General features: G+C 43.5%; 17 protein-coding genes. 14 read left to right on the top strand and 3 right to left on the bottom strand.

Annotation, left to right across the window (positions count from 1 at the left end; translation table 11 throughout):
* The first annotated feature begins 22 nt into the window (after nucleotides 1–22).
* The 4 genes from IPL34_RS18490 to IPL34_RS18475 are packed head-to-tail and all read left to right on the top strand — an operon-like array spanning nucleotide 23 to nucleotide 5,033.
* Nucleotides 23–2,473: a C13 family peptidase gene (locus tag IPL34_RS18490; protein ID WP_296842971.1), complete on the top strand. Its 2,451-nt coding sequence runs from the start codon at nucleotides 23–25 to the stop codon at nucleotides 2,471–2,473.
* Complete coding sequence (locus IPL34_RS18485) at nucleotides 2,443–2,646, top strand: hypothetical protein (protein WP_296842970.1); 204 nt, start codon at nucleotides 2,443–2,445, stop codon at nucleotides 2,644–2,646. Before IPL34_RS18490 ends, IPL34_RS18485 begins: the two co-directional genes overlap by 31 nt.
* Nucleotides 2,624–4,264, top strand: coding sequence for a hypothetical protein (locus tag IPL34_RS18480; RefSeq protein ID WP_296842969.1), 1,641 nt, complete (start codon nucleotides 2,624–2,626; stop codon nucleotides 4,262–4,264). Before IPL34_RS18485 ends, IPL34_RS18480 begins: the two co-directional genes overlap by 23 nt.
* Entirely contained in the window at nucleotides 4,254–5,033 is a 780-nt protein-coding gene (locus tag IPL34_RS18475; protein WP_296842968.1) for a carboxypeptidase-like regulatory domain-containing protein, read from the top strand. Before IPL34_RS18480 ends, IPL34_RS18475 begins: the two co-directional genes overlap by 11 nt.
* A 55-nt stretch (nucleotides 5,034–5,088) precedes the next feature.
* On the opposite strand, the gene IPL34_RS18470 is transcribed toward IPL34_RS18475, so the two are convergent.
* Nucleotides 5,089–5,682, bottom strand: coding sequence for a phosphoribosyltransferase (locus tag IPL34_RS18470; RefSeq protein ID WP_296842967.1), 594 nt, complete (start codon nucleotides 5,680–5,682; stop codon nucleotides 5,089–5,091).
* Between the two features lie 65 nt (nucleotides 5,683–5,747).
* Here IPL34_RS18470 and IPL34_RS18465 point away from each other — a divergent pair, with 65 nt between their 5' ends.
* Nucleotides 5,748–6,317: a phosphoribosyltransferase gene (locus IPL34_RS18465; RefSeq protein ID WP_296842966.1), complete on the top strand. Its 570-nt coding sequence runs from the start codon at nucleotides 5,748–5,750 to the stop codon at nucleotides 6,315–6,317.
* A 148-nt stretch (nucleotides 6,318–6,465) separates the two neighbouring features.
* The gene (locus tag IPL34_RS18460; RefSeq protein WP_296842965.1) at nucleotides 6,466–7,500 is read left to right on the top strand and encodes a hypothetical protein; all 1,035 of its coding nucleotides are present in this window, start codon (nucleotides 6,466–6,468) and stop codon (nucleotides 7,498–7,500) included.
* A 15-nt stretch (nucleotides 7,501–7,515) separates the two neighbouring features.
* Here IPL34_RS18460 and IPL34_RS18455 read toward each other — a convergent pair whose 3' ends face one another.
* Nucleotides 7,516–8,223 carry a hypothetical protein gene (locus tag IPL34_RS18455; RefSeq protein ID WP_296842964.1) on the bottom strand — a complete coding sequence of 236 codons (708 nt, stop codon included), beginning with the start codon at nucleotides 8,221–8,223 and terminating at the stop codon, nucleotides 7,516–7,518.
* 297 nt (nucleotides 8,224–8,520) lie between these two features.
* The gene (locus IPL34_RS18450; protein WP_296842963.1) at nucleotides 8,521–8,808 is read right to left on the bottom strand and encodes a zinc ribbon domain-containing protein; all 288 of its coding nucleotides are present in this window, start codon (nucleotides 8,806–8,808) and stop codon (nucleotides 8,521–8,523) included.
* A gap of 112 nt (nucleotides 8,809–8,920) precedes the next feature.
* On the opposite strand from IPL34_RS18450, the gene IPL34_RS18445 reads away from it, so the two are divergent.
* From IPL34_RS18445 to gltX, 8 genes are all read left to right on the top strand, one after another.
* A complete protein-coding gene (locus tag IPL34_RS18445) occupies nucleotides 8,921–9,778 on the top strand; it encodes an SDR family NAD(P)-dependent oxidoreductase (RefSeq protein WP_296842962.1) in 858 nt (285 codons plus the stop codon).
* Complete coding sequence (locus IPL34_RS18440) at nucleotides 9,775–10,194, top strand: hypothetical protein (RefSeq protein WP_296842961.1); 420 nt, start codon at nucleotides 9,775–9,777, stop codon at nucleotides 10,192–10,194. The genes IPL34_RS18445 and IPL34_RS18440 overlap by 4 nt, the downstream gene beginning before the upstream one ends.
* Nucleotides 10,195–10,630: 436 nt before the next feature.
* A complete protein-coding gene (locus IPL34_RS18435; protein ID WP_296842960.1) occupies nucleotides 10,631–11,224 on the top strand; it encodes a hypothetical protein in 594 nt (197 codons plus the stop codon).
* A 4-nt stretch (nucleotides 11,225–11,228) separates the two neighbouring features.
* Nucleotides 11,229–13,016 (top strand): OmpA family protein, encoded by a 1,788-nt coding sequence (locus IPL34_RS18430; RefSeq protein WP_296842959.1) that lies wholly within the window; start codon nucleotides 11,229–11,231, stop codon nucleotides 13,014–13,016.
* 26 nt (nucleotides 13,017–13,042) lie between these two features.
* On the top strand, nucleotides 13,043–13,540 hold the full coding sequence (locus IPL34_RS18425) for a Rab family GTPase (protein ID WP_296842958.1): 498 nt from the start codon (nucleotides 13,043–13,045) through the stop codon (nucleotides 13,538–13,540).
* Nucleotides 13,541–13,554: 14 nt separating this feature from the next.
* Entirely contained in the window at nucleotides 13,555–14,625 is a 1,071-nt protein-coding gene (locus IPL34_RS18420) for an HD domain-containing phosphohydrolase (protein ID WP_296842957.1), read from the top strand.
* A 36-nt stretch (nucleotides 14,626–14,661) separates the two neighbouring features.
* Nucleotides 14,662–15,162, top strand: coding sequence for a phosphatidylglycerophosphatase A (locus tag IPL34_RS18415; protein ID WP_296842956.1), 501 nt, complete (start codon nucleotides 14,662–14,664; stop codon nucleotides 15,160–15,162).
* Nucleotides 15,163–15,531: 369 nt separating this feature from the next.
* Entirely contained in the window at nucleotides 15,532–16,947 is a 1,416-nt protein-coding gene (gltX, locus tag IPL34_RS18410; RefSeq protein WP_296842955.1) for a glutamate--tRNA ligase, read from the top strand.
* Nucleotides 16,948–16,964 lie beyond the last annotated feature (17 nt).

The raw sequence follows: 16,964 nt of genomic DNA, 5'->3' as shown, positions 1-16,964 counted from the left end.
ATATAAAGAATAGAGGTTATCTATGAAATTTTATACATATGTAAAGATTTTCTCTTTTAGTGTGCTGTTTTTGATAAGGCTAGCTTATGCGGGTGATTATACCCAATTTGATAGGGTATGGCCTAATATAGCACAACCTTGGTATTTTGATGCTGTAGGTGGTGTTGTATATGAAAAAAGCACAAATACTTTTATAGTGATGGATAAAACTAGTGGTTTAATAAGTAGAGTAACTTTTGATGGATATGTTTTAAATAGATGGGGTGGAAAAAGTGAGAGTACTATTGACGGCAAATTTAGGCTACAAGCTAATGGCTTAAGTTATAAGGGTATGTTTATTAACATGGACATTGATAACGATGGTAATATATATGTTACAGATCCTTTCAATTGTAGATTACAGTATTTTTCTTCTTCTGGTACTTTTATAAAGTCGCTTAGCTTTACAAATCCGATTATAGATGATTTTGACTCATTTATTGATAGTTGCACTGTAGAGACAATATCCACAAACTCATCGCATTTTATACCTCTTTCTGTGGCTATATCTAAATATGGTGTCTTGGCAGTATTATTTACAAATCGGATTGAGCTTTATATTAATAATGAGAAATTTTCTGAAATACCTTTATCTGAAGAGTTTTCCGATATAAAGTTCTTAAATAATAGTAATGATTTTTATTTGGCTTCAATAAAATCAATAAGAAAATATAGTTATGTTGATTATAGTTATAAGTCTTGGAGTACTCCTTATTATAAAGAAAATAATGCAGATGCTATTACAAATATAGATGTTGATGAAAGTGATAACTTGATCTTTTCTATACCATTCAGTGGCACGTTCCATATATATAATAGACTTGGGCAAAGTTTGAGTGAGAAAAAGTATTTTTTATCTAATAGTGAAATCTCAGAAGAGATGAACCTCTCGAAAAGTATTGCTAATCTTAGACAAATTGCTGCTTTTGTAAAAAATAATCAGTTGTTTATTTTTGATCAGGTGAATGATTTTATAAAAAAGATAAACTTAGATGATAGTTCTTCGACAGAGTGGGGGGGGGCAAGGTTGGAAATTTACTCAGCTATTGGGTATCCAAAAAGAATGTTTAAAGATGAGAAAAGTAATGATTTTATTTTTATAACTAATAAAAGTATTAGTCGTTTTGATCAAAGATTTACTCTCTTGAAAAGTGTGAATTTGTTTAATCAAAATAATCAATGTGTTATTTTAGCTTCTTTTTATGGATTTGGCGATAAGGCTTGGTTAGTTATTAAAGATGAAAAAACAAACAATTCTTATATTGCTGTTGTTTATTTAAATGATATGTCCTATGAGGTAGTGGCCTCTCTTGAGTCTGGTCTCCAAGGACGTAATGATATATACATAGCAAGCGATCAGTTTGATAATGTCTATCTAACAACAAGTGAACCCTTTCAATCAGGGGGAAAAGGATATAATAGGTTATACAAGTTTATAAAAGCCGAAAATAAATTCATATCAATTGAGATAGATATTTCTAATTCGGATGGTAATCAGGTTATTTCAGCCTATGATAATATAGTAGCCATTTCAGTTGCAACTAATAAAACCCACATCTATTTGCGAGATTCATTTAATCATCAGGTTTTTGGGTATATATGGGATGATAATGGCTTAAATAGCGATAGTCAATTAAACTCACATGTATATATTGCAGAAAAAATATTTTTATCTAGTGGGAAGTTAATGTTAGTAGATAAAAATTTTGATTTATTTAGTTATGAAGATGATTCTTTAAAAAAAATAGTTAATTTGGGTAGTAGTGGTGTTGGATACATGAATTACTCGGATTTAACAAATCTCCAGATTTATGATGGAAAAATTTACATTACTGAAGCTATAAATAAAAGGCTTCAAATACTGCAGCTTAAAACAATTCCCGACCGAAGCAAAGCGGTGCTAGTAGTGGGAGGAGATGAGTCTGGGAATGCGCTGTGGGACGAATCGCAGGCGAATGCGAACCATGCGTTTTGGGTGCTAGCCAATCAAGGCTACACCAAAGAAAACATCCAGTACCTCAATCGCAATACGCAATTAGATTTAGACGGCAATGGTAAGCCCGATGATGTGGATGGCTTACCCACCCGTGCTAACCTCAAAGCTGCGCTGACGGAGTGGGCCAAAGACGGTGAAGATGTCGTCCTGTATATGATCGGTCACGGGGGGGCAGGCACCTTCCAACTGGGGGGAGGCGAAGTGCTTCAGGCGAGTGAACTCAACCAGTGGTTAACTGAACTCCAAGCGGTCATGCCAGGCAAAGTCACTGTGATTTATGATGCGTGTGAGTCGGGTTCCTTCCAACCCCTCTTAACCAACAGTACCTATCCGCGTACCGTTATTACTAGCACCCGCGCTGGGGAAAATGCCTACTTCCAAGATGCCATATCCTTCTCCCATCTGTTTTGGAACCAAGTTTTTCGGGTAAACCTATAGAAGAAGCCTTCCAAGCGACGCACACCAGCATTACCCAAGCGTTTTTAAACCAACAAACCCCACAACTCGATAGCAATGGCGATGGTCTGACCAATACCCCTCAGGACTACACCCACTTGGCCCAACAAGCCATTGGTAATGGCATTGTGTATGCGGGAACATACCACCATTGACCGTATTTCTGTCAGTCCGGTTAACAAAGGTGAAACCACCGCCACCATTACCGCCTATAACGTAGCGGATGACCAAGCGATTCAAAGCGTGTGGGGTATGATTACTCCACCCTATGCCAACCTCACTCAAAAAGGTACTCCCGTACAAAACTTGCCGCGCTTTGATCTCACGTTACAGGCGGATGGTAGCTACCAAGGTCAATTTGACGGATTTGAACAACCCGGTACTTACCAAATCACCGTCTATGCCCAAGACCAGTCGGGTAATACCTCCTACCCACAAGTCACCACCCTCAACGTCATTAGTCCCTTAAGTCGCAAAGCCGTATTAGTTACGGGTGTTGATAGTACAGGACAACTTACCCCAGCATTACAAGCCCAAACCGACTACGCCTATCGAGCACTGAAAGGACAAGGTTATGCGGACACCAGCATTGACTATCAAAGTGCGAGTAATGTCGGTACGGTGGGGGTGGATAGAGCCAGTAGCCGTGAAGGTTTAGAGTTTGTGCTAACTCAAAGCACTAGCATTACAGATACTTCTGATCTAGTGGTCTATTTAGCCGGTGATATTATCGCAGGGGATTACTACATCAATCCTACCGAACGGGTCAGCTTAACTGACTTAACCCAATGGTTAAACCAAGCTCAAGCCAACATTCAAGGTACACTGACCGTGATTTTGGAGGGCAATGGTTCGGGTACAGGGTTGGCTGCATTAAGTGCAGTTTCTTCCTCTACCGCCGCTGAGGCTAAGCGATGGCTCCTCATCAGCAGTAGTGCCTTAGGGGAAAATAACTATCTACTGAACCAAGGCGATCTGAGCTTTTCCCGCTACTTCTGGAGCAAAGTCACTCAAGGCGCTACCCTAGCGGACGCCTTTAATGGGGCAGAGGCCGCCATGCGTCGTTACCAAAGCCCCCAAATCAATAGCAATGGCAATAACCAGAGCAATGAAAAAGACGACCGTACCCAAGCCCGCTACTACGCCCTAGGCTTAAACATCCTCCTCGCCGCCGATGAACCTAGCATTGGACAGGTTGCTGACAGCGACACCCTGACCACCACCACCCAAAGCACCTTATGGGTCGATCAAATCGTAAGTCTAGCGCCTATTGAGTCCGTGTGGGCCGAAATCATCCCGCCTGAATACGATTCCCTGACCCATCAAACCGGTGTGGCTCAAGAGCTAGCCTTAAGTGACGTGGGCAATGGACGTTGGCAAAGTACCCCCTCCCTCTTTACCCAAGCCGGTACCTACACCATCCACTACTATGCCAAGGATACCCACCAACGTATCTCGGTAGCTCGCACTAGTTACGTCACCCAAACCGTCGGTGTGGATGCGTATGAAGTGAAAGGAGATAATGACCGTAGCACTGCCAGCACACTCAGTAGCCTGACCCACTATCGACAATGGCATAACTTCCATGACTCGAAGGATCAGGACTTCATTCGGTTTGAGGCTGATCCAAGCCGAGGTCAGTACACTCTTAAAGTAGACAGTCTCAACTCGACAGTCGATGCGGTCATTCATTTATATGATAGCCAAGGCAACCCCTTAGCCTTACTCTCTAATAGCCACCCCGACCCCTACACCCTAGACAGTGTACCATGACAGTGTAGAACTAGCCTATTGGTTACCCCCTGAAACAGGAACACAGACCTACTACCTACAAATCAGCCCTGCACCGGGCACGGCAACCCACAACAATCTGGCTAATGGCTATTGGGTCAGCGTCTACCCCACCAACGCTCCACAAGATGCCGTCATCCAAGGCGTTATTCGTAATAAAGCAGGTACTCCCCTAGCTGGAGTCAAGGTCTATACCCTCGACAACCAACAATATACCACCCAAGCCGACGGACGTTATGAACTCAAACTCCGAGCCGGTAGCACGAGCCTCATAGCCGACGCCAGTGGCTATCAAGCCTTGACCCTACAACTCAATCCTAAAGCAGGAGAGAGCTTGAGCCAAGACCTCACGTTGACCGTGAAAAATGCCACTGACCCTGATGACCCGACCCTCAATCCCCAAACACAAGTGCCTATTGTTCAAGTAGGCAAACTACTCAAGACAGAGTACCCGATCACCTATACCGGTGCTCTAGTGGTTCAAGCCTTACAACTCAACCTAGCCGATCAAGAAGCTGTTCTCTCCCAACTGAGCATCAAAGGCAGTGGGTCTGGACATGAAGTCACGGATCTGAAAGGGGTAAAGCTCTACCATGATATCAACCAGAACCAGCAAGTGGATGCAGAGGATAGTCAGTTAGGGGCGACCCAGACGTATCAGGCGGACAATGGCACGCTCTCTTTTATCTTGGCTCAGCCTTATGCTCTAAGCAAGGGCACTCAACAACTTATCGTCAACTATGAAAGATAAATCGTAACTTTACTAAGGCTTCTTTAGGCTAGTACTTAGAATCCTTAGTATTTGGCTAATCATCCGTCTCATGAATCCGCACTTCATTCATGAGTGGAATCAAAAACGGCTTATGCTGTTCAATCTCATCCATACTCAAGCCACTCATCTCATACGGAAACACCAACCAATCCTCAGTCGTATGCAGATAATAATCCGGTTGCAAATCGGTTTTATTAAAGGTCGGGCGATACCAAGGGGTCGCAATGCGCACATCACTCGGCATATTGCGTTTTAAATGCGTACTCAACCGAGTCAACACCGCCTGCACACTCAATCCGGTACTAAACACATCATCGACAATCAAAAGCTTGTCATGAATATTCAAGTTTTCCATCAAATACTGCGTGCCATGCACCCGAATCTCAGTATCAGGCGAATTGACCATATTTTGATAATGCGGCAAACCCCGATACGAAGTGCGTAGCGCAATATGATCCGTTTTCACTCCTAAGGTTTGCAAACATTCCTGCACATAAATCCCCACCGTACTCCCGCCACGCCAGAGTGCGACGATAAAGGTCGGACGAAAACCACTTTCATAAATTTTGACCCCTAAACGAAACGCATCGAGGAGCAGAGTTTCTTCATCTAGAAAATGTTTTTTCATGGTAGGACTTGCGTTGCACAGACAGGCTAGAGAATATAGCGCAATTTATAGCTCGGAGTGTAGCGATGATTAGCAAGCAATACCTAGGCGCACAGCAATTACTCGAAGACTCGTTTGAGCTAGCCGTGCAAGTACTCAATAGCGGTTTTCGCCCCACCTTTATGCTCGCGGTATGGCGCGGCGGTGTGCCGATGGGGATTGCGGTGCAAGAGTTTTTAGATTTTTACGGGGTGCATACCGATCACATTGCAATTCGCACCTCATCCTATAGCGGCATTGATAAGCAAGCCAAACAGGTGCAAGTCTTTGGTCTCAATTATTTAGTCAAAAACGTACAAGCGCACGATAACCTATTGATTGTGGATGATGTATTTGATACCGGACGCTCGATTGAGGCGATTATTAAGGAATTACAGCGTCGTACCCGCCTCAATGCTCCCGAAGATATTCGTATAGCGGTTCCGTACTACAAACCTAGCCGTAATCAGATCGACCGCGAGCCGGATTATTATTTGTACGAAACCGAGGCATGGTTAAAGTATCCGCACTCGTTAGAAGGGTTGTCAGTCGAGGAAATACGCACTCATCGTCCGGCTATCTATGAAATTTTAAAGCCACACTTGCCTGTTTCATAATAAGCGGTATTTATTTTTGCTAAGGCTTGAAAAAACAGCAGCCTACCGATTAAAGCCTAAAGTAGTGCAGTAATCACTTAAAATTGAGTTATGAATCTAACCTTGCTAATCTTTTTATAAATTATACTTATAAAAATAGAGCAAGGCGATGTCTAAAGCTAATCTCATTATCATAGCCCCCTTAGTTTGTGTATTGACCGCTTGTGGTGGTGGCGGAACGGTTAGTTCCTCTGCACCACGCCCCATTAACTCGCCTATACCGACTCCTGTTCCAACACCCACCCCAACGCCTACTCCCATTCCAACGCCCGTTCCGCTACCTGTGCCTTCGCCCAATAGCTTGACACGCGCTCAAGTGGATGCGGTAGTGAATGTGTATATGACCAATATTCATATGCAGAATGATTTACTGAGTTTTATTACCAAAGTCACACCGAGCTTTAATGGCGCTAAATTTACGGTTCCTATGTGTGCTGAGGGTACGTATACGCTGGAATACAATGATAACGACTTAAATAAAAAGGTATCGGCTGGGGATCTATACACCATTACCTTTAATAACTGCGCCTATGGTGAGACGGTCTATGTATCGGGTGGGGTGAATGTCGCGGTAGGGTATGCTAGCTCTCCTTTGCCTGCGTTTAGTAGTCCGGTGCAACTAGCTTATGAACAGGCTTGGACTTTAGGACAAAGTACCACTTTTAAAGACTTAAAATCTCGTACTAATACCAGTGGTGATTATGATGTCATCAATGGCTTGCTGGATACCAGTTTAGTGAATGCTTTAGATGAGCAGAAAAACTATGCTGCCTTGAATAGCAATAATCTGAGTTATACCGGAGTCGTGGGGGGTATCACGATTCAGCACAGTTATGAGTCGATCAAGTTTCGCTACACCACGAATCTAAAAGATTTAAGCTTTAAGATGCAGCATGAATTCAAAAGCACCTACACTATGGGCACAAGCTCACTGACCATTGATGCGTTTAGCCCGGTAGCCTTTGCGGGAACCTTAGACTCTATCCATGACCGCACCTCAGCCCCTGTCTCAGGTACTGTTAATGCCGGAGTGCAGGGCTATAAAACAATTGTGTTACAGGCAGCACCAGCGGGTTTGAGTGTATTACTGTTAGGCAATATAGGGGCTGAGTTGAAAGCTTGGTCCGATTATGGGTTTCATTAAAAGGGAGTTTTAGTCCTAAGGAGCGGGAGCAATGTTACGGGGAACCACATCCCCTCTGAAGCCCCCAGGAGATTGGTAAGGAATAGAGCTTCCGCCAGATCCGCCGTAGACATACAGGGTTTGACCCAAAGAAGTACGCACAGGACTAAGCCGTGTATTGTGGTAATCTTTATCCTCAGAAAAAGCGAGTTCAAAACTGACTCGCCCGTCTTGTACCAGGTCAGTAGCTTGAGAGGCTAACTGTTTAGAGGTAATACAGAAATAAAATAAACAGCCTGTTGCCGTATCTTCGATTAAACAAGCCTTATCAAGACCACCATAGTTGAGTATCTTTCCACTTCGAGACGCTGTTTGGCCTAAAGGTACTACATTAGCAACACTCGGCTTACTACCATCAATCTTGAGTTCAAACTCAACAAATTGCCCGCTATAAGGAATAGCTGTTGGTAAACGCATATAGCCATCTTCACCTGCAAAACTAAATACTAATGAGCGTTCATCGATACAATAACCTAATAGACGCTTATGGTTAGGGAAGAAGGTAATCGCTTCACCGGTGACGGTAATGCAGAGTTGTCCCTCTCTACCCAAAGCTGGTTTCCACAGACCTGACCTACTGCCTCCGTCACACGGATAAAAGTTATAAACACGAGCAGTTAAATCTCCTATTACATTGAGAAATTCTCCGCCAATGACGATACCTAAGCGACGCTCACCTTTCATATGCAATTCCTTGGTTATTACTGTTAAGTGGATAGCAAATCTGTAGGTGATTAATTACAGCGCCTCTAAAGTCAGGGACGAGTAGTCATCTATCACACTACGAGATCACATTAAGTTAGCCTAAATAGCCCTCTATAGCTATATAGTTTTTGATTATTAGCGCGATACTTTTAGTTAAAAATTAGATACTTAATGCGTATGGCTAGAGTGCATAATAGAAGCCTAGTGATAAAAAAAGAGTAATTTTAGGACTAGGCTTGTTAAGGTAACTCAATAAGCAAGGCTTAAGTAGAGGGTTTAAGCAGCATTACTACAGCCCGCAGCACCACAACCACCAGCTCCACAGGCAGGGGCTGCGGGAGCGGCAGGAGCTGGCTCTTGAGTAGCTAAGTTCTTCTTATTATCTTTTTTGAAATCCGTTTCATACCAACCACTTCCCCCTAAACGAAAGGCGGCGGCAGTGACTTGTTTCTGTAAATTAGCCGTGTGGCAGTGGGGGCAGTCGGTCAGTGCTGCGTCACTAATTTTTTGTAAGGCTTCCATTTGGTGACCACAGGCTTGGCACTGATAAGCATAAATGGGCATAGTTATTCGTCCTCAAGAGTTGATCTGCTGCGAATAATGGGTCTAGTACTAGGAAAATTCAATAACCCTAGTTACATTCGTCACCAAGGTGTGATGAGTAAAAGGAATCGAGATGACGCGTAATGTATTGGTCACTGGGGCATCGAGTGGGATTGGGTATTGTGTTGCACAAGGTTTGCGCGAATTAGAGGGCTATCAAGTCTATGTAACCGCCCGTAAGCCAGAAGATATTGCACGCTTGGAGTCTGAAGGTTTTCGGGTAATACCACTCGATTTAGCGGATGCGAAAAGTGTTCAAGACTGTGCCTATGAGCTGATGATGCGTACTAATAATGAGCTGTATGGGCTATTTCATAATGGTGGTTTTGGGCAAGCAGGTGCTTTGGAAGATATTAGTCGCCCAGCATTAGAGTATCAATTTGCGGTCAATGTATTTGGCTGGCATCAATTGACTACTTTACTGCTACCGCTCATGCGTCAGCGCAATGAGGGGCGCATTATTTATAATAGTTCGGTTTTGGGCTTTATTAGCTTACCGTTTCGTGGTGCTTACAATGCCAGTAAGCATGCCGTAGAAGGCTTAGCCGATACGCTACGTTTGGAACTATTTAATACCGATATTAAGGTGGTTTTGATTGAGCCGGGACCGATTACCAGTTTATTTCGTAAAAATTCATTAAAAATGCTGCGTGACAATGTGGATATTGACGCTAGTGTGTTCCGTGACCAGTATCGAGGTGCGATTGCACGTTTAGCCAAAGAAGGGCCCGCCGCTCCGTTTACTTTGCCACCGACCGCAGTGCTGGAGTGTGTGCGGGATGCTTTGCAAAGCCCAGAGCCTAAAGTGCGCTATCGTGTGACTAAGCCAACAAAGTTCTTTGCTATCCTAAAACGTGTATTGCCCAGTCGTTGGATGGATAAAGTGCTATTGCGGGTATCCAAAGAGGAAAATCAAGGAGCCTCAACATGAGCGATATTATTGAGTATTTATTTTTTACTCCACAGGCAGCCGATCAATTTAGGCAGCATTTACAACAATACGCTATTGACTGGCAAGAAGAGCGTGAGTCAGTACAAAACGCGATGGTGTTTAAGGTGAGTGAGGCTATTGATCCGAGTATTTGGGATGCGCTTGATCGGCTTTTTGATGATCTAAGTGCCGAAGATCAGCGCTTTACTGAGCAGGCTTTGGAAGATGATACAGCAGCGAGTGCAGTAGGCTTGTACTTGCAATTAACTAATGGTCAGCAAACGGTAGCTAAGGTTGATCCTGATGTGGTGAATCGTATCTTATCGGTGTTAAGTGTCGAGGAGTTAAATCAATTTCTAGAGGTCATCGTGTCTAGCGTGGAGCAACCGGATGATTCAGCAATTTGTCAGCGCTAACCAAGTAAATGAGAATTATTTGCATTTATAAAATAACTCTTGTTATACTGCATTTGGCTCTTAACACCCTGCTCGATGATTGAATCTCCTTCAAGGTTTAAAGCATCTGCAACAGTAGTCTTAATCTCGTCCAAGTTCGCCCTTACAGGCGTGGATTGAAACATAGCAAAATAAGTCGGCTACACATTGAGTAGGGATTGATTGAATGCACCCCATTGCATCAAGGTGAGTGATGTAGTGGGGGTTTTTTAAACCCTGTCAGAGGATTGCCATTTAGATCGTTCCAAACACCCAACCACATATCTTAAAAAATCCCACTTTTGTACCAATATTGCTAGGATTTATCGAAACATGGTTAGCTAAAAGCAAAGGTTGCCGTGCGCAAAGGCTCTATTTTTGACTTTTGGCCATTATAAAAAGAAGTGAAGGAATCCTTATGAGTACGATTGAAGCAACTCCTACCGTACCACCTAAAACCCTAGCCACAGAACCTAATAAAGATTTTATGCGTGCTAGCCGTTCTCCAGAAAGCACAGTCACAGCAGGTAGTACCGATCAAAATCTGGATATGGTTAGAAATATTCTGTTTGGCGAGCAAGTGCGCGAAAATGAAAAGCGTCAGGCCGCATTAGAGCGTTTTGTACGCGTGTCGGTGAATGCTTGGACTGAGGATACCCAAAGACGCTTTGACCATTTACAGCGCGAAATTCAGCTCCTCAAAGACTTGCTCCAAGACGAAACTAAAGCGCGGCGTGATGATACTCAGCTCACTAAAGATCGCTTGGATGAGGTAGGGCGTCAACTCACTGATTTAGATAAAAAACAAAAAGTTACGTCAGACGAATCTCAAGGCTTGCTGCAAAAAGAAGTATTGCGTATTGAGCAAAGTATTAGTACGACTCGTGAGCAATTACAGTCTCAACTAGAGCAGGCTCTAAACCAATTACGTCAAGATAAGCCAGACCGTAAAGCGCTAGCTATGATGCTGCAGGGAGTCGCCAAACAACTCTATGATGGTGTGAAGGAGTAGGGTTGTGACTACCGATAGTGCGGAACGAGCTTACACTAAAGCCGCCTTAAGTGCGCCTACTAACCTGCACGCAGATAGTCAGGATTTAGAGCGCTTAAGATTATTGCTGTTGGGTTCCGACTATATTGGGTTATTAGCCCTCAAAAATCAGCTTCAAGATGTTAATCAATACACGGCACGGGTCGCATCGGTACTGGCTGAGGCGATTCAATTGCGTTCCTCTAGTTCCGATAATGCATTAGTACAAGCGTTAACGCCGAGTATGGATAAAGCAGTAGAGAATTTTATCCATAATGATCCACAGCGAGTGGCAAATGCACTCTACCCAGTCATGGGACCTGCTATTCGTAAGTCCATTCATGAAACATTGGCGCAAACTTTAGAAACCTTTAATCAGCTCTTAGAGCAAAGTTTATCACCACGCTCGATTCGGTGGCGTTTTGATGCATGGCGCACAGGACGCAAATACTCCGAAGTCGTTTTAATGAAAACCTTGGTCTATCAAGTAGAACAGGTGTTCCTCATTCATCGTGAAACCAGCTTGTTGCTCCAGCACGTCGTCTCTAAAAATGCCATTGTTAAAGATCCCGATATGGTCAGTAGCATGCTCAGTGCGATTCAAGACTTTATGGCGGATTCTTTCACCGATGAGAGTTCGTTAAATGCACTACGTTTAGGTGAGTTAAGTGTTTTAATTGAGCAAGGACCTTATGCCGCCATTGCTGCGGTCGTGCGTGGTACGCCTCCGGCAGAATTGCGTTCTTTATTGATTCAAATGGTAGAGACTATTCATCAGCGTTATGATGGATTACTAAAAAATTATTCCGGTGATAGTGAGCCTTTTGCGCCTACTCAGCCTTTATTGCAGCAGTGTCTACAAGCGCAACGCCAAGATAAGACAGATAAAACCAAACAGCCTTGGCTAGCGTATGGTGTGCTGGCGTTAGTACTGGCGGGTATAGGCTATTGGGCTTATAACGCTCATGTAGAGCGCCAACATAAACTTGCTCAACAGCAGTTATGGGAGCAAACGCTAGCGCAATGGGATGCACTACCCGGAATAGTCATATTAGGAGCGCAATTAACCGAACAGGGTTATCAAGTAAAAGGTTTACGTGACCCTCTAGTCCCCGCTAGCGCTTTAACGCTGAGTGATGACATCCGTCAACAATTTAATCCTAGTTTTATATGGCAACCCTATATCACTACGGAGCCTAGTATTGCTTTAAAGCGTGCACAGCAGCTTTTAAGTCCACCGGCTGGGGTAGAGCTGACGATTCAAGGGCAGACCTTATATGTGAGGGGTAATGCAGAGGAGGCTTGGGTAGCACGTTTGAAGCAGTTATGGATTTATAGCTTAGGGTTAGAACAATTAGATACTAGCCAGTTGATTAGCCTAGATTCCAAAGCGCCTTTAAATCATTTAATTAATACGATTCGCAGTACGTCTGTTTTATTTGAGCACGGGAGTGCCGCATTATCAGAAAAGAGTATGGCGCTCATTGAAATATTAGCCAATAATCTAAAGCGCCTTGAACAATTAGCGCTAGAACAGCAACTCAGTGTACAAGTCACATTAGTAGGCAGTACCGATAGTACGGGCACAGAAGTATTTAATCGACAGCTAGGCTTAGCTCGCGCTCAAGCGCTAATCGATCAATTATCAAAATTTGGAGTATCTAAAACATTATTAGTAGCAGCCATTGCGGCTATTAGTAGTGAAGCCATTACGTCCGATGAGCAACGTAGTGTGACTTTTAAAGTTGTTTTGCAGTCATTAGAAAAGCACTAAGGCTCATAACAGATGAGCAAATCACTATGATACAAAAAAAGATCTGCCTATTGGGGGCATTTGCAGTTGGCAAAACCAGTTTGATTAAGCGCTATGTCAGTAGCCTATATAGCGACAAATACCATACCACGGTAGGGGTCAAAATCGATAAAAAACAGGTCTGGATAGGCGACCAAGACATCACGCTCATGATTTGGGATGTGGCGGGTGAGGATGATTATACCACCATGAAGCCTACCTATATTCGGGGGGCAGCAGGCTGCATTATTGTCATTGATACTACCAGACTCAATACTTTAGACACTGCTTTAATGCTATATGAGCGTGTTAAAGAACAGGCAGGCGATATACCCATTCTATTCGCATTGAATAAATGCGACCTCAAAGATCAATGGTTATTAGAAGAAAAGCACTTAAAGCATTTAGCAGCTTTCCAACTGCCGCTTATTAAAACGAGTGCGAAAGAGGGCATGGGGGTGAACGCAATGTTTCAGGTCTTAGCTGAACAAATGGTTACCAGGTAGGAGGGTATGCCAAGATGACTACGCTCGTATCAAAAGTGTTACCCGCCCTTTATCGCGCCTTAGACATGGTAATATTCGTGCGCCAGCCGGATGGTTTATTTCAAGTCGTTTCAGACTCACCCGTTTGGATACAATTATGGCTGAAGTTAGCTCAACAGTCTCAAGGTTATGCCTTAACGGAAGTATTTTCCTATTTGCATTATTTCATGCCGGATGCTGAGCGGCATTGGGAGCATGCGGGTACTAATCCCTTACGTTCAGGCCCTTGGATTGAAATTGATGAGTTACAACGCGAGTTAGTGTTAGAAGCCAGTGCTGTATGGGTTGAGGGTAAACCGATTCTGTTTATTCAGCGTATGGGTGAGGATTATTATCAAGAAGTCGCACGCCTCCAGTTAATGCGTAATGGTTTATTAGTGCGCGAAGAGTTAGAGGCTGAAGTCCAACGCCGTACTTTGCAAATTAAGCAACGTGAAGAAGAAATTGCCTTAAAACTTGTGAGCCTAACCAGTTTCAGAGATGAAGAAACGGGGGCGCATGTACGCCGCATTGGGTTATATGCTGCCACGATGGCAAAAGCACTCAATTGGTCACAAGATAAGGTTGATGATATTCGTATTGCAGCACCTATGCATGATATAGGTAAAATTGGTGTGCCAGACCGCATTCTGCTTAAAGCCGGTAAGCTAACTGAGGCTGAGTTTAGCATTATGAAACGTCATACTGAAATTGGCGCTAAAATGTTGGAAAACTCACGTATTTCTTCACTAGATATGGCGGCGGATATAGCCCTTTGCCACCATGAGCGTTGGGATGGTTCGGGCTATCCTTTAGGTTTGTCAGGTCATGATATTCCAATAGCGGCGCGGATTACGACGATTGTGGATGTGTATGATGCGCTAGTGCATGAACGAGTCTATAAATTAGCACTGAGTGAAGAAGAAACTATAGCCTTAATGCTGGAGCAAAAAGGTAAGCATTTTGATCCAGAGTTGCTGGATTTATTTATGGAGTTATTGCCGGTGATGCGGCGTATTCGTTGCCAAGTGCAGGAAATTGACGATTTAATTGTGCGTGCAGAATAAGTACACTGTTTTTTTTAATCCCATAAGGTCAGCCTCGTGACTGCTGTTTCTGCGCGTACTGTTTTCACCTCTCCCATTCATTTTCTAGCCTTTGGTTTAGGTAGTGGGCTTGCGCCCAAAGCCCCCGGAACGTTTGGTACATTAGCCGCTATTCCTTTGTATTTAGTGATGGCTCAATGGTCGCTAGTGACTTACTTAGGGGTAGTGCTACTAGCTTTGCTGGTGGGTATTTGGATTTGTGGTGAGTCAGCAAGACGCTTAGGCGAGCACGATTATGGCGGGATTGTGTGGGATGAGTTTGTTGGCTTTTGGATCACTATGATCGCAGCACCTACAACAGGTTGGTTATGGATTATAGTAGGATTTATTTTTTTTAGAGCGTTTGACATTCTCAAGCCTTGGCCTATTAAACTGATTGATGCAAAAGTGCAAGGTGGCTTGGGGATTATGCTGGATGATGTATTAGCCGGAATTATGGCTTGGATTTGTGTGCAATTATCGGCTTATTTATTCGCGGTTTTTTGGGTTTTTAAATAATGAAAAAACCTTATATAGCCAGGCTGCTCCATTTAATAATTAGCCGTATCGAAAAGCAAAAAGCCCTCTATCTTATTGATAGAAGGCTCTAAATAGCTGACTTATTTTTATTGGAATTTGTCTAAACTTGGTAGATATTTTCCTACCTTTTCGTCTAGGTGCTTAACCCCTTTAGCCCTAAGAACTGAGTACAGAATAGCCACTAAGGTATGAATTATTGCTGAATGTATAGGCAATCAACGTTTATTTTATCAATTAATAACTCTTGTTTTGATTGATGAAGATCCAGTCTTTCTAGTACCTGAACTGGTCGTTATGAGTTTTAACTGGTAATCTGTGCCGCGTGTTTATTATTCAGGATTGCTTGGTATGAAAGTTAGAACCCGCTTTGCGCCTAGTCCCACTGGTTTATTGCATATCGGCGGTGCGCGTACTGCGTTATTCTCGTGGCTGTATGCGCGTAAAACGGGCGGTGATTTTATTTTACGCATTGAGGATACTGACTTAGAGCGCTCTACTCAGGCGTCGATTGATGCCATTTTAGAGGCTATGGATTGGTTAGACCTTGATTATGATGAGGGTCCGTTTTATCAAACGCAACGTTTTGAGCGTTATCGTGAAGTCATTCAGCAATTACTCGATTCAGGTCATGCGTATAAATGCTATTGCTCCAAAGAAGAGCTAGATGCCCTACGTGAAGCACAAATGGCTCGTAAAGAAAAACCCCGCTATGACGGTCGTTGGCGTGATTCGACGGCGACACCACCAGAAGGTGTGCAGCCCGTGATTCGCTTTAAAAATCCCTTGGATGGAGTTGTAGAAGTTGATGACCTAGTTCGGGGCAAAATTACCATTGCTAATGCTGAACTAGACGACTTGATTATTGCTCGCTCCGATGGTGTGCCAACTTATAACTTGTGTGTGGTGGTAGATGATATTGATATGCAAGTGACCCATGTGATTCGGGGTGACGATCATATTAATAATACCCCACGTCAAATCAATATCATGCGAGCCTTAGGTGCGACTTTGCCTAAGTTTGCGCATGTGCCGATGATTTTGGGTAATGATGGACAACGCTTATCCAAGCGGCACGGTGCGGTAGGTGTCATGCAGTATCGTGATGATGGCTACTTACCAGAAGCACTGTTGAACTATTTAGTGCGTTTAGGCTGGTCACATGGCGATCAAGAAGTATTTTCACGCGAAGAGTTAATTCAATTCTTTGAAATCGAAGACATTAACCGTGCGCCCTCTAATTTTAGTCCTGATAAATTGCTGTGGTTAAATCAGCACTATATTAAAACGTTACCGGCTGAGCGTATTGCGGAGGAGTTGCAATGGCATCTACAACAACAAGGCTTGGATATTAGTAAAGGGCCAGCTATTACTGAAGTGATTGAGGCACAGCGGGAGCGAGCCAAAACATTAGTAGAGCTAGTGGCAGCCAGTCGTTATTTCTATGAGCCTATCTCTAGCTATGATGAGGCAGGTGTGAAAAAACAGGTATCACCGGATACTCCGCACTATTTGCAGGTAGTGGCTGAACATCTCGCTCAATTAACCACTTGGGATGCAAATTCGATTCATCAAGCTATTGTGCAAGGGTGTGAGCAGCTCCAAGTAAAGCTAGGTAAGGTAGGACCTGCTTTACGTTTAGCGACTACGGGCGGTACTTCATCTCCTTCTTTAGAGGTGACGCTTAAGTTATTAGGTCAGGAAACTACTTTGAAGCGCATCAGTGACTTTATTGAGTTTGTAAAAAATAGTTCATCTAGCGCTTGACAGAAATAAGTGATTAG

Source organism: Thiofilum sp. (assembly GCF_016711335.1).
GTDB lineage: Bacteria > Pseudomonadota > Gammaproteobacteria > Thiotrichales > Thiotrichaceae > Thiofilum.
This window is presented reverse-complemented; position numbering and strand designations above follow the sequence as displayed.